Origin of the sequence: Bacillus sp. 196mf, from assembly GCF_003217275.1 — a bacterium.
Taxonomy (GTDB): Bacteria; Bacillota; Bacilli; order Bacillales; family Bacillaceae_G; genus Bacillus_A; species Bacillus_A thuringiensis_S.
Genome location: NZ_QJTG01000002.1, coordinates 174,858 through 189,032, shown reverse-complemented (window position 1 = coordinate 189,032; position 14,175 = coordinate 174,858). Strand labels below are relative to the sequence as shown.

Below are 14,175 nucleotides of genomic sequence, written 5' to 3'. Positions count from 1 at the left end.
TCAAGTTATAAAAAGAAAATTTTTTTCACAACAAAAAGTAAATCCCCTCATTCCATTTCACTTATATACTAAATTTAGCTTTTCCGTGCGGTAAAATTACGTTATCTTCTTTACGCAATACACTCTTTCCTCTCATTAACAACACATACATAGTCCTCCATACGTTCTACTCATTTGCATGAAAAAGCGTTGAAAAGCAATATTCATTTTTAGGGATCACGTTACATAACCATCAAGCCAAGAAAAGTAACTACCCGCAGAATGAGAATTCTGTGCATTTTGCTCTTGTTTATTGTTTTAGATTCACTAGTCCTTTTATCTTGATAAACATAGAGCGCGGCCCCCCTGCTATCACTTTTTTATCTTGTAAATATATCTTACATACTATAAAATTTAATAGTATTTTTATTTTTCAGAAAAATAAAACAATAATATAGAATTTATTGTATAATGTTGTAAAAAGATGTCGGAGGGATTTAATGTTAAATAAAATATCTCAATTCACAATTAAGCTTTCATCAATTCTTTTATCACTCTTACTATTATTAAATTTACCTTATTTATTTATCACTCAACAAGGGTTTACCTTTCAACCAATTTATTTTTTTAATCAGATCGTTACCATGTTAAAACAGGTCTTCTCCCCTGAATCATTAGTGATTATAGGATCAGACCCGAAGTTTGGCCATTTCAAAAAAACACCATTATTTCCAACTGTTTTAGAACCTTACCTATATTCATTTACTATATTATTTTTAGCCTTTTTTCTTGCTCTCTTTCTATCATCTAGCATGGCATTTTTTTATTTTTTAGCGAAAGATTATATAAAAAAATGGATAAACCGAATTGTGTTCATATTAGAAGCTGTCCCTGATATGATGATGATGATTTGTTTGCAAATATTCTTCATATGGGTACTTCAAAAATTCGGGGAATCTCCTGTCACTATTATTTCTTTTAATGAAAATCGAGCTTATTTACTCCCTATTTTATCATTAGCTGTCTTACCTACATTACAAATGTTTCGGATGATGGTGTTATACATAAAAGAAGAAGAAGGAAAACATTACGTAGAGGTTGCATATGGAAAAGGCCTTTCATCAAGTTATATACTCTGCATTCATTTATTCAAAAATATATCTATCCACTTCTTTCACCATTTAAAAACGATTTTTGTTTTCTTACTTTCTAATTTATTCATTTTAGAATTTGTTTTTAATATGGAAGGCATTATTCAATTTCTATTTAATAAGGCGTTTGTTTCACCTCCCGCTGCATTTATCATACTTGTTATGATTATTTTACCGTTTTATGCCCTTTTCCACATAGTCTCATTCATGATGAATAGATGGAAAAAGCAATTGAAAGGAGTATCATTATGAAATCTATTTGGAAATCAAAACGATTTTTAATCGGCTTTACTTATCTATTCATACTTATTTCAGCTAGTTTTATTTATAGTTGGTTCTTTAAAGATAACATCCCAAAACCTCCTCAGTTACTTTACAATGACAATAACGAATTACTTGGAAAGGCCCCCTTTCCGCCTTCGTTAATTCCACCTTTTGGATCTGATCGTTTTGGAGAGTCTGTTTTCTTACAAATTGTAGAAGGAGCAAAATTCACTATTTTATTAGCCGTGGCAATTAGCTTCTTTCGAATTTTATGCGGAACATGTATAGGAATCCTCTTAAGTTTATTTGCTCCAAAACTCAAGAGATTTTTCCAGTCATGCTCAGAAGTTTTTTATTATATTCCAACTCTATTTATCGCATTCATACTCATCACGCCCGTTAATATTATAATCACATCAAATGCTGATGGGGTAGATCCAAATATTTCATTTACGTTTTATCAAGTACTCGTACTTATTTTCGTCGCTCTGCCTACACTTTCTTTATACATATCCTCAGAGGTTGATGAATTTATGAAACAAGATTACATCTTAAGTTCACAATTACTGGGGGCTAGTCGTTTTCATATTATTAAAAAACACTTACGAGTCTTATTACTTGACCGCTTATTTGTATTATTTATGGAACATATCGTCCAAACACTCATACTCGTTATCCATTTAGCATTGCTTAACATTGTAATTGGCGGCATACAAATGCGTGAACTCTATGACGGAGTGCTCAAACCTGTTTCTCTATCTAATGATTGGGCAGGTCTTATTGGATTAAATCGTAATGAAATGAATCTTTCATGGTGGATTATTTTTTATACTCTCGCTTCATTCTTTATTACGATTCTATTTATTAAGCTTATGACCATCGGGATTCAAGATGCACTGAAAGCAAGAGATTCGCAAATTGTAGCAATTCAAAACGTTCCAGATCATAAAAAATTTGTTAAACATAAAGATTCCTTTTCGTTTGCAAATAAAGTAAACCTTTAATCATTTCTCATTAATCAAGTATTAATTGGCATCGATATTAGTAGAAAATAAAGAAGATGATCCCTATTAAATACAGGGATCATCTTCTTATGCTGTCTAACTTTTTTACATGTCCTTTGCTAGACTCATGCTTTTTATATTTAAAGTGAATTATTTGCAATCACAATTATGTTTTTTAAAATCAATTACCATACGCCCTTGAATTCTACCTTGTTCCATTTCTTCGAATACATTTTGTACTTTATCTAGCGAACAAGTTTGAACAACCGGCACTACTTTTCCTTCTGCCCCAAACATAAACGCCTCTTCCAAATCTTTACGAGTACCCACTAGAGAACCAACTACTTCAATTCCATCCAGTACAAGTCGCGGGATGTTTAAGTCCATTGTTTCTACTGGTAGCCCTACTGCAACTACTTTACCGCAAGCACGTACTGCATCAACTGCTGAGTTAAAGGCTACTTTAGAGACTGCTGTTACTACCGCAGCATAAGCGCCACCAAGCTCCTCTTGAACAATTTTATCAGCAGGACCTTGAGAAATTGGATTGATAGTCATATCAGCACCAACTTCTTTCGCTAAGGCTAATTTGTCGTCATTAATGTCTACTGCGATTACCTTTGCACCAAATACATTTTTAGCATATTGGATAGCTAAGTTACCTAATCCACCGCAGCCATAGATTACAATAGGTTGACCAGGTTTAATATCTGATACTTTAATAGCTTTATATGTAGTTACACCAGCACATGTAATTGATGATGCTTGAGCAGGATCTAATCCTTCTGGTACTTTTACCGCATAATCAGCTGTAACGATACATTGTTCAGCCATACCACCATCTACTGAATAACCTGCGTTTTTAACTTCACGGCAAAATGTTTCTCTACCAGTTACGCAATATTCACAACGTCCACAAGATTGGAACATCCATGCAATACTTACACGGTCACCTATCTTTAGCGAATTAACATCATCAGCTATTTTCGTAACAATACCTACACCCTCATGACCAAGAATACGGCCATCAGTGTTACCAAAATCATGATTCGCAACGTGTAAATCAGTGTGGCAAACTCCACAATACTCTACATCTACTAACGCTTCGCCTGAGCGTAACGGACGTAATTCTTTTTCAATCACTTCGATGTTTGCTTTGCTGTTTTTATTAACCACTACTGCTTTCATATGTGATCTCCCCTTTAGTGTATTAGCGTTTTAATGAGTTTATCTCACAACTACTTTCCTCACTACTTTGGCTAGTTATTGTACCAAATTTAAGTGTTCAATCATCATTACATCTTCATCATAACATGACACTTCATAAACAAATTGTGAAATTATGAACAATATTTGAATCATTACACAAATCGGTCTTTATTTTAAATTTTTAAAAATGAGAGTTTATCACTGACTATAAGTAAGTCATACATTTCTAAAAGAAAATAAAGTAACAAACTTCTCATCGATAAAAAGCTCTTCACTCAATATTTTCTATATTTAAACACTTAGTTTCACAGTAATAGCCTTTACCGCCAACATAAACTTTTTCTATTTTATTTTTGCTATTGGTTGCTAATTTAACTAATATTTCAGAAGGCGAGTATAAAGAATAACCTTGTTCAAATACATAGACTTCTTTTTGCAAATACTGCTGTTCATAAAGGTAGCAAGCTAATGCACCGTTTGAAGTTCCAGTCGCTGCTTCTTCATTAATGTCGTATAGTGGAGCAAAATTTCTGCATATAATTCGATTGTCATTAAAAGTATATAGATGCATCCCGACAACATTATAATACTTGCTGATTTCTTTAATTTTTTCAAAATTAGGTTGCAGTGCATGTAATTGTGTTTCGCTTTTTATAGGAATTAAAATATCTTTTAAGCCCGTAGAGACAATTTGGATTGGGTATTTATTGTCTATATCTTTAATGTCAAAACAGTCGGTGAACTCATTTGGAGATACAACATCATAGAATATCGGCTTATTTTGTTCCATGAATATGATGTCATCTGTTATGGTAATAGTAAGAACACCGCTGTTCGTTTCAATCGTATAGCGATTCTTGAAAATTTTATTTAAATGCATCAGTATCGCGAAAGAGCCAATTGTGGCATGACCACATAAATCAACTTCTTCTTTTGGAGTAAAATACTCAAATTTATAATCAGCAATTTCAGATTCTGATATAAATGCGGTTTCCGCATAACCCAGTTGTTTCGCTATTGTCATTTTTTGAGTAGTGGTCAATGTATTTGTATTCTCAATAAATACCACTCCTGCTTTATTTCCGCCTTTATGATCCTTGCTAAATGCACTTGCAACATAAACAGATATTTTCATAAGACACCTTCCTCGCCTATAGTAAATTCCAATATAATAATCAATATATATAAATATAATCGGATAAATTATCAATAAAACAAGAGACAAACTATTTTTTTTAGCATTTGAACTCTCCAAAAATAGTTTGTCTACAGTCTACAAGCTCTTCATTTGAAGAGCTTTTTTTATATTCGTTTCATCGAAATCGTTTCACGTATACTTTGTAAATTTTTTAGCGTTTCCTCTTGTCGCTGCAACGACAACCCTACATACAAAGTATCTAATAAGCTTAACTGTGCTAATCGTGATGAACTTGCTTCTGTGCGGAACTCAGTCTCACGTGTTGATGTATATAACGTAATATCAGCAAGTTGACTTAATGCTGATTTCTTATAGCTCGTAATCGCAATAATTTTGGCCCCTCTTGCTTTCGCTACTTCTAACGCTTCAAGTAATCCTTTATTGCTACCAGAATGAGAAATGCCAATAACAACTGAATTTTCCGAGAGTAAACCTGCTCCCATAATTTGAAAATGCGAATCAGTATGAGCGATACAAGAAATACCCGTTCTCATAAACTTATGATACGCATCCATCGCAATAATACCAGAGCCACCATTTCCATAAAACTCAATTCGACTTGCTTCTTGCAAAGCTCGTACAGCCTGCTCAAGTGCTGTTTCATTTAGCAAATGTAAAGTATCTTGCAGTCCTGTAATATGCGAATGAAAAACTTTTTTAGCAACAGTTACCATACTATCTTCTGCTGATACCTCTTCATGAATATTTTGCATCGGTGTATGTACAATTTCACGAGCTAATGTAATCTTTAAATCTTGAAAACCTTGCAAACCAAGGTGTTTACATAAGCGGAATATCGTCGCTTCGGAACTACTCGTAACTTCAGCTAATTCTGTAATAGATTTATGTACAACATCTTGTGGATGTTTCAAAATATGTTCGGCAATACTTCGCAATTTCGGTGATAAACCATTTAACGAAGCCTGAATCTTTCCAATCCCACTCCTTGTACCAGGCATAGCATATCCTCCTCTTCTATCGTAGCTTTATCCTGTAAAAACCGATTAGTTTAACTTTATTGTACCTAATTATTGAAAGAAGAAAAACCTATATTAGGGATTACTATAAATTTTAATTGCTCCTATGTATTCTGTCATACGATATAACAGAATTATTCATGCTTATGAATAATCCTCCCCATGTTTCACTGCGTATAATGCGGCTTGCGTACGATCATCCACTTCCAATTTAGCTAAAACGTTTGAAACGTGTGTTTTCACAGTTTGTTCTGTAATATGAAGTTCTGCTGCAATCTCCTTGTTGCTTCTTCCTTTCGCAATTTCGCGAAGTACCTCTTGCTCTCTTTTCGTTAACATTGAAAAAGGATTTTCTATTTCCTTCTTTACTGCGGTACGCCCCATTAATGCAGGTGTTACTTTCGGGTGAAAATTCGCATTTCCTTGATGTACTGCAATAATAGAAGCGACAAGTTGCTCAGGTTGTACTTCTTTTAATTGATAACCATCTGCTCCAGCTTCAAGTGCTGGTATAACATAATCTTGCTCTGAAAAACTACTTAATATAAGTACCTTTATCGTCTCATCGTATTGCTTTAGACGTTTTGTTGCCTCAATTCCATCCATTTTCGGCATCGATACATCCATTAGTACGACATCCGGTCTTTCTTTTTGCACGAAATGTAATGCCTCTTCGCCATTTTCTGCTTCCCCAATAATTTCAAATTCTTCTCTCGTTTTCAAAAAGAATACAAGTCCTCTTCGAACGATATGATGATCCTCAACTAGTAGCAATTTAATCTTCAATCTTATTCTCCCCTTCAAATCGGCAATTGAATTTCTATTTTTGTACCCTTTCTCAGCTCTGTTATAATTTGAAACGACCCCTTCATTAACTGAATACGTTCCTTCATACTTTTCAGGCCAGGTGCTGACTCCCTTACTTGCTCTTGAATAAATCCTATTCCATTATCTTCTATGTAAAAATGTAACTGGTTATTTTCTATTTTCAAAAGAACATGTACCTTTTCACACGAAGCATGCTTTTTACAATTATGTAGCGCCTCTTGGCTAATACGCCATAAAACTTCTTCTATTTCATCCCCAATTGAAACCATCCCATCAATTCGAACTTCCACTTGAACTCCTAATAACTTCCCGTAATTTTGAATTGCTTCTGCTAACCCTTTCTCTAATCCTTCAGGTCTTAATTGCCAAATTAATAGAGTCATCTCTTGTAATGCTTCTTGTGATAATTCTCCAATATAACTTAACATCTCTTGCAATTCTCTATCTTGCGTCATATTCAGAGTACCTTTCGCTGTTAGCATAATAGAAAATAACAATTGTTTTACTGAATCATGTAAATCACGTGCAAGTCGATTTCTTTCCGCTACCACTACATATTTACGTTCTTTCTCAACTAACTGAATACGTTGTATTGTCGTTCCAATTTGAAATGCAATTGATTCTAATAATGCTAACTCTTCCTCTGAAAAATGAGTCTTATGAGGCGCAGCCACATTTAGTAGACCAAATTTTTCTGATCCAGACCTAAGCGGAATTGTCGCATGATGTGTAACATCTTCTGTCTCTCCCCAATTACATTCAATTGCATCTTCTATTCGCTTACATTCAATAATATTAGTCGCTTTTTCTAATCTCCCATTCACAAAACGTTCTACACACCAACAGTTTCCTTCACACATCGGCTTCTTCTCTTGCCACGTAAGAGCCTCTGGTAAATTTTCGTCTACAAGCATGCTATGCTTTCCACTTTCATCAATAAAGAATATCCACCCTGTTTGTAAATTCATTACTTGTAACAATGTATGCAACACTTTTTCTAACATATCCTGTAAGTTTGTTGCTTCATTTAATAATTCAGCAATTTCTTTTAATGCTTCTAAACGATGCATCTCTTTTTCTTCAAAGTTCATTCTCATCACCAACTACAATTATAACATTAAGAAATTTCTAAATTCTATAAATAAAAAAAGAACCGAATCTCTTCAGCCCTTTCTTTATATCAATCATTTTATTATTGTTATTCTATCCAATGTTGGAATCAGAATTTTTGTTAACAAACGATTCTACTTTAGCTGTCCGATAAAGATTTTCCACCATGGATATGCTGTAAACCTTCAGTAGTAACAACCATATTCGCTGCTGGCATTTGCACTTGATTCTTATGAAACATAGACATTAATTCAAATCTTACCTGTCTAGAAGTTTCAAAATAATCTTCTGGCTTTATTAAACCTGTAATACAAAATTCATAGCCAACATATTTCAAGTTAGGATTTAAGTCTGTAACACCGACGTATTTAAATGGTTCAACAGCGTCATCCTCTACTCTATAAAGAGTTTGATTCAATTTTTCATTGCATATAACACATACTTCTTCTAACAATCCCTTCACTCTTGTTGGATCTTCCTGATAACTTACCGTGATGCGTTCAATTACACGCATCCATCCTTTATTAAAATTTTGTATCGTTCTAATCTCTCCGTGCGGGATGGTAAGTAGTTTTCCTGACCATTCACGTATTTGCATAAAACGAATACTAATCTCTTCAATAGTTCCTGAATTTGTTCCGTTAAAAGTTACAAAATCACCAACTCGAAACTCTTTGTCCGCTAATCTTGCAAAGCCTAATATAACATCTTTTAGCATCTGTTGTGCTGCAAAACCGATGACAACTCCAGCTATCCCTGCACCTGCAATAATACTTTTTATATCTACAAATTGGCTAATTAAATATATGATAAGACTGATGATAATGATATATCTAAAAATAGATCGAATTACACTTTGAATCGTCTGCTCTACCTCTTCATCAAAAAAGCTTGATTTCCTAAAAAACCAATCAATAATACGGTTTATTACAAACGAAATAATGATTAAAACTAAAGCAAATAGTAAAAATCTTAAAAGTAAAAACTCCCTTACATAATTAAAAAATTCTTCAGTATACGTTAATAAACTCATCCATCCACTTCCTTAACTAATAAAAATTCTATACAAAGCTGCTATATTTTTAAAATTCATTAGACATTCTTCTATAAATATACCCTTTTTCATAACCTAAAGGGAGCTGACAATTGAATTTTTTTATGACTTTACTTTAAGACTACACTACCCATCCAAATAAAAGGAAAAGATTTACATAATATCGAATAGTTCATTTGAAAATATTATTACTCACGGAGGTTGCAAGCAATGGGATATATTGAAGAACTAAGAGACGTTGTTGGATCAAGACCGCTTAATTTAGCAGGCGTTGCGGTAGCTGTTTTCAATGAACAAGGACAAATACTACTACAACAAAGGCGAAATGGCATGTGGGGCGTTCCAGGAGGTTTTGTAGAACTTGGTGAATCTATAGAAGCAGCTGGAAAACGAGAAGTACTTGAAGAAACCGGAATCGAAATTGGTACACTTCAGCTAGCAACTGTATTTTCAGGTAAATAATTTTTTGTGAAATTAACGAACGGAGATGAATTTTACCTTATAACAATTGCTTACCTTTGCAAAGATATTACAGGTGGCTTGCTAAAAGCTGATGGAGTCGAATCATTACATGTACAATTTTTTAATTTAAATGAGCTACCACAAAATATTAGCCCATTCATAAAAAAATTAATTGAACAAAATGTCGTCTCAGTTTAAACGCAAAAAAGAGACCTTTTTAAAGGCCTCTTTTTCATTTCACTTCTGCATGTAAACAAGATTTAAAATGTCCAAGTGCAAATTCATGCCCTTGCGCATTAAAAGATGCAACTGCCTTTTCATAAACAACAATTTTAAATCCTTTATTATAAGCGTCTACTGCTGTGTGAAGAACACAAATATCAGTACAAACACCTACAAGATGAACTTCTTCTATTCCTCTTTCTCTTAACTTCATTTCTAAGTCGGTTCCTGCAAATGCACTATATCGTGTTTTATCCATGTAATATACATTTTCAGCATTTTTATATGTTTCGTATACATCTTGTAATTCCCCAAACAAATCTCTTCCACTTGTACCAGCTATATTATGGGGTGGGAATAATTTTGATTCTGGATGATATACATCATTTTTTTCATGTTTATCAATCGCAAAGACAACGTAATCTCCATTTTCAATATATTGCGTCGTTATATGTACAATTTCCTTCTCAATTTCTTGACCTGGTTTTCCGCAAGTTAAAGCACCTTTTTCCGCTACAAAATCATATGTATAATCAATATTAATAAGAGCTCGTTTCATAACTACTATCTCTCCTTCTTCTGTTTCACAGTAAACAATAGAAAATTTGTTATTACGACATCGTATGTACTATTCGACATTTCAAATGAAATACCTACATTTTTCTTGTAAAACTTACCTTAATTCGAGTTTATCGTAAAGTGAAACTTTAATCATTGGAGAGTTTGTTCATCTCCAATGATTATTAGTTAAACCAATCGGACAGTTGATCTCCCACCTAATCTCCTCACATATACCGATTTTTAAGGCGAGGTCTTACTGCCCATTAATGCGGGATATAATAGATACACTATGGTAAAACAACTAGCTCCTATTACTAAGTCATGAATTTGGTAATTAAACGTAATTTGAATCACCTCTTGTATCGTAAACCAAATTACTGCCATCATTATACTAATCAAGACGATACGAATACACCGATTTACATCTTCAACCTCTTTCTCTGTCATAGTAGTAGCAAGTGATTTCTTCCTATTTAATCGTATTAGAAAACGAAACAAGTTATTTACTCTTGCACACTCTAGTCCAAATAAAAAAGCACACTACTTTTTTAAGTAATGTACTTTTTATTCTTATTAAGACGCAGGCTTTGTCTCAAATGTTGCTTGATTAAAACTAATAACCTTTCCTTTCGGGTCATTGTTTTCATACTGAACTGCAGTAATCGTATGACTACCTGTTTCAAGCGTCTTTTCTTTTAATTGTACTGTTGTCTGCGTTGTACTAGTTACTTGATGTCTATCTGTATACATTTGATCTACAAATATGAAGGTTTCTTTATCACTTTGAAAATTAGAAAGTTCTAATTCAACTTGCTGAATTAAAGTATCCTTTTTAATGAATACAGTCGGTATATTGCCATTTTCAGAAGTACCATCTGGAGTAATAACTTTTACTTTCCCTTCTCCAATTGACATTGCACCTTCAGGAAATACAACCATATTCTCATCACTTGCGTTTACAACTTGTTCTTCCTGTTTTGATTGCGCGTCCTCTTTTTCCTGTGGAGCACCGCAACCTACTAATAACAATACAGACAATCCAGTGATTATGAATTTTTTCAAAATTCATCCCCCCTGTCATTTGATTATAATTTATTATACAAAAATAACTTTTAAATTTTAAGACAACTTTTAAAACTTTTATGAACATATAGAAGCTTGCTCACGATTAATGTATCATACTTTCCTTAATAGAACATTAATTTTTTTTATGAAATAAATAGTAATTCCTTCTTATTTATCATTTTAGCCCAACAAATCGATATAATACCCCCTCAAAAATAAAAAGACATTGATATGTCCAATGTCTTTTCTATGTAGCACTTTAAAAAACAAATGTTGTGATTTCTTCTACTTCTTTTCTTGGAAGTTTTTTTGGCTTATCTTTCGGAAATCCTAGTGAAATAACCATATTTATTTGTTTTTCAGGCTCAATTTGTAAATATTGGCGCAGTTCATCTTGAGCTAGCAATACTGGCCCTGTCATTGGACAAGTACCAAGTCCCTTTGCATGTGCAGCTAACATTAAGTTTTGTGCCGCTAAACAGCTACTCTTAATGCCTTCTTCTTCCCAAACTGAATCTGGAACAAAAGCAATTGGATCAAATATCTTTTCACGGAACTTTGATTCATATGGTGTTGCCAAACATACGATTAATACTGGTGCCTCCGAGAAAGCTGTTGCATATGGTCCGAAAGAACGTGTAAGTAATTTCCCTGCTTTCTCTTCTCCATTTTCTGCTGCTTTTGCCGCAAGTTTATGTAATGCATCCCATGTCATTTGTTCAATTTCTTTAATCTTCTCTCGATTCATGATAACTAAGAATTCCCACGTTTGTGAATTCGTATCACTCGGTGCGTAACGCGCACAATCAATTATTTCTTTTATATCATTAGTAGATACTTCTTGATCTTTAAACTTTCTAACACTTCGTCTTCCGTGAATTACTTCTTTAAAATCTTCATAATTCATATATTAAATCCCCTTTTTACAGCGTTTTCAAAACTTGTCCTATGCTTGAATTATATCATGAAAAAAAGCCGGAAGAATACCAGCTTTTTTCTTCATGATTAATTTGTCACTTTAAACAAACGAATACTCTCTTCATATGCAGCTTGTAATTTTTTCGTAATTGGTCCTCTTTCACCAGCTCCAAACTGTTCATCACCAATCTGAATGACTGGGAATATTTCAAGTGGCGTCGCTGTAAAGAAGCACTCATCAGCTTCATATACTTCTTGTAACGAAAACTCTCGTTCTTCTACTTCGATATGTAACTCTTTCGCTAATGTAATCACGTAGTGACGTGTAATACCATGTAAAATGAAATGATCCGCTGGATGTGTAATTAACTTATTATTTTTCACAATAAAGAAATTGGAATGACACCCTTCAGTCACAATGCCATCCCGTACTAATATTGCTTCTTGATATCCTTGTTCATTTATTTTGTTTTTGATCATAATATTAGGAAGTAAATTTAAAGATTTTATATGGCAAAACTTCCACCTGATGTCCTCTTCTACTGTTACCTTAATCCCTGCCTCCATTGAAGCAACTGGTCTTGGGAACGAAACAAGATTTGCAAAATATGTCGGTTGTAAATCTGATTCATATACATGATTGCGCGGTTGTGCACCTCTTGATATTTGTAAATATACATTCCCATCTTCTTGAAATTGATTTTTTTCAATCATTTGATATAACTCTTCTACTAATTCTTCCTTCGTAAATGGTGGAATTAGTTTTATTTCTGCCATAGAGTTAAAGAATCGTTCTAAATGTAAATCTAATAAATGAGGCTTGCCATCGTATAGTCTAAATACTTCATAAATACCATCACCAAATTGGAAACCGCGCTCTTCTAATGCGACCATCGGCTGTTCTTCCTTCGTATTAATCATTCTCCCATTAAACAAGATCCAATCTTTATGAGTAGCTTTCATTCTTCCCCACTCCTTTATCACATGATTGATTTTATTGTACAACTTATGTCACCCCGAAAGAAGGAATTTTCTGTATTTTCACAAACAAAAAATACATCACTTCGTAAAAGTGATGTATTTTATCATTTATTTAAGGAAATATTTTTCAATATCATCTAACATAAGGTTCGCAGCTTTAATACCGCCTGCTGTATTCCAGATTACCTCATCTACTTGGAATACTTTATTATTTTTAGAAGCCTGTAGTTGCTTAAAGAGTGGATCTTCTGTCCATTCCTTTGCTAACGAATTTCCTTCATTATTCTTATCTGCATCTTTATCAGACGTGAAATAGAATAAGTAGTCTCCGTCCATATTTGGAATTTGCTCTTTTGTAATTCCTTTTATCGCAAAATCATCTTTATCTTGTAATGGTGGTCGTTTAAATCCAATATCATTTAAAACAACTCCCGAGAATGAGTTTTTTTGATAAATACGAACATCACCTGGCACGAAACGAATAATAGAAACTTTAGAATTCAATTTATCGCCTAACTTCTCTTTCATTCCTTCAATACGTTTTTTATAATCATCAAGAGCTTTTTGCCCTTCTTTTTCTTTATTTACAGCTTTTGTATAAAGCGTAAAGTTTTCTTTCCAATCACCGCGTAATGTTTCTGCATAAACAGTTGGTGCGATTTCTTTTAGCTGATTATATATTTTTTCGTGACGCATTTTATTTCCGATAATTAAATCTGGCTTAAGCTTCATTACTGCTTCTAAATTAATATCACGTTCAGTTCCTACAACTTCCGTATTTTTTAACTCTTTCGCTACATGAGGATACCATTCATCACCAGCACGTGGTTTCGTAGTCCCCACTGGCGTTACGCCCACAGCTAGAAGAGCCTCTGCACCTTCATTTGTTAAAACAACAACTTTTTTAGGTGTACCATTTACTGTCGTTTCGCCCATTGCATGCTTTACCGTATATGAATCTTTTGCTTTCGCTGATATATCATTTTCCTTTTTCTCTTCTTTACTACATCCTGCAATTACAACCATGAGTGTCATAATGCAGAACATAATTAGTTTTTTAGTATGTATCATATGTCCTCCCTAGATGAAATCGATTATCATTAACAATTAAAGATTAATGTATCCTACATACATTGTCAATGTATATCAGAAAACTTTTTTAATATATACTATTTAGATTCTATCCGCTTTT

Annotated in this window: 14 protein-coding genes and 1 pseudogene; 3 read left to right on the top strand and 12 right to left on the bottom strand. The window is 33.4% G+C overall.

Annotation, left to right across the window (positions count from 1 at the left end; translation table 11 throughout):
• Positions 1–479 precede the first annotated feature (479 nt).
• Together ATL10_RS05225 and ATL10_RS05220 are read left to right on the top strand one after the other, a co-directional pair.
• A complete protein-coding gene (locus tag ATL10_RS05225; protein WP_090976463.1) occupies positions 480–1,382 on the top strand; it encodes an ABC transporter permease subunit in 903 nt (300 codons plus the stop codon).
• Entirely contained in the window at positions 1,379–2,398 is a 1,020-nt protein-coding gene (locus tag ATL10_RS05220; protein WP_000836567.1) for an ABC transporter permease, read from the top strand. The genes ATL10_RS05225 and ATL10_RS05220 overlap by 4 nt, the downstream gene beginning before the upstream one ends.
• Before the next feature lie 150 nt (positions 2,399–2,548).
• On the opposite strand, the gene adhP is transcribed toward ATL10_RS05220, so the two are convergent.
• The 6 genes from adhP to ATL10_RS05190 all read right to left on the bottom strand — a co-directional run bounded on the left by adhP (position 2,549) and on the right by ATL10_RS05190 (position 8,753).
• Positions 2,549–3,586 carry an alcohol dehydrogenase AdhP gene (adhP, locus tag ATL10_RS05215; RefSeq protein ID WP_000649129.1) on the bottom strand — a complete coding sequence of 346 codons (1,038 nt, stop codon included), beginning with the start codon at positions 3,584–3,586 and terminating at the stop codon, positions 2,549–2,551.
• A 292-nt stretch (positions 3,587–3,878) separates the two neighbouring features.
• Positions 3,879–4,742 (bottom strand): PhzF family phenazine biosynthesis protein, encoded by an 864-nt coding sequence (locus tag ATL10_RS05210; RefSeq protein ID WP_090976461.1) that lies wholly within the window; start codon positions 4,740–4,742, stop codon positions 3,879–3,881.
• Positions 4,743–4,909: 167 nt separating this feature from the next.
• On the bottom strand, positions 4,910–5,764 hold the full coding sequence (locus tag ATL10_RS05205) for a MurR/RpiR family transcriptional regulator (RefSeq protein ID WP_001119652.1): 855 nt from the start codon (positions 5,762–5,764) through the stop codon (positions 4,910–4,912).
• A gap of 162 nt (positions 5,765–5,926) precedes the next feature.
• A complete protein-coding gene (gene casR, locus ATL10_RS05200; protein WP_000694630.1) occupies positions 5,927–6,568 on the bottom strand; it encodes a two-component system response regulator CasR in 642 nt (213 codons plus the stop codon).
• A 14-nt stretch (positions 6,569–6,582) separates the two neighbouring features.
• On the bottom strand, positions 6,583–7,701 hold the full coding sequence (casK, locus tag ATL10_RS05195) for a two-component system sensor histidine kinase CasK (RefSeq protein WP_110496545.1): 1,119 nt from the start codon (positions 7,699–7,701) through the stop codon (positions 6,583–6,585).
• 158 nt (positions 7,702–7,859) lie between these two features.
• The gene (locus tag ATL10_RS05190) at positions 7,860–8,753 is read right to left on the bottom strand and encodes a mechanosensitive ion channel family protein (protein WP_053564600.1); all 894 of its coding nucleotides are present in this window, start codon (positions 8,751–8,753) and stop codon (positions 7,860–7,862) included.
• Between the two features lie 231 nt (positions 8,754–8,984).
• On the opposite strand from ATL10_RS05190, the pseudogene ATL10_RS05185 reads away from it, so the two are divergent.
• Positions 8,985–9,434: pseudogene (locus ATL10_RS05185) on the top strand (NUDIX hydrolase).
• A 34-nt stretch (positions 9,435–9,468) separates the two neighbouring features.
• Here ATL10_RS05185 and ATL10_RS05180 read toward each other — a convergent pair.
• The 6 genes from ATL10_RS05180 to ATL10_RS05155 all read right to left on the bottom strand — a co-directional run bounded on the left by ATL10_RS05180 (position 9,469) and on the right by ATL10_RS05155 (position 14,054).
• Complete coding sequence (locus tag ATL10_RS05180) at positions 9,469–10,017, bottom strand: cysteine hydrolase family protein (protein WP_000816771.1); 549 nt, start codon at positions 10,015–10,017, stop codon at positions 9,469–9,471.
• A gap of 242 nt (positions 10,018–10,259) precedes the next feature.
• Positions 10,260–10,466: a hypothetical protein gene (locus tag ATL10_RS05175; RefSeq protein WP_015406474.1), complete on the bottom strand. Its 207-nt coding sequence runs from the start codon at positions 10,464–10,466 to the stop codon at positions 10,260–10,262.
• 126 nt (positions 10,467–10,592) lie between these two features.
• Entirely contained in the window at positions 10,593–11,081 is a 489-nt protein-coding gene (locus ATL10_RS05170; protein ID WP_000713495.1) for a putative periplasmic lipoprotein, read from the bottom strand.
• A 262-nt stretch (positions 11,082–11,343) separates the two neighbouring features.
• The gene (locus tag ATL10_RS05165; RefSeq protein ID WP_001105280.1) at positions 11,344–11,991 is read right to left on the bottom strand and encodes a nitroreductase family protein; all 648 of its coding nucleotides are present in this window, start codon (positions 11,989–11,991) and stop codon (positions 11,344–11,346) included.
• A 98-nt stretch (positions 11,992–12,089) separates the two neighbouring features.
• Positions 12,090–12,965, bottom strand: a complete 876-nt coding sequence (dat, locus tag ATL10_RS05160) for a D-amino-acid transaminase (RefSeq protein WP_000648384.1) — start codon at positions 12,963–12,965, stop codon at positions 12,090–12,092.
• A gap of 126 nt (positions 12,966–13,091) precedes the next feature.
• Positions 13,092–14,054 (bottom strand): ABC transporter substrate-binding protein, encoded by a 963-nt coding sequence (locus tag ATL10_RS05155; protein WP_090976457.1) that lies wholly within the window; start codon positions 14,052–14,054, stop codon positions 13,092–13,094.
• Between the last annotated feature and the right edge of the window lie 121 nt (positions 14,055–14,175).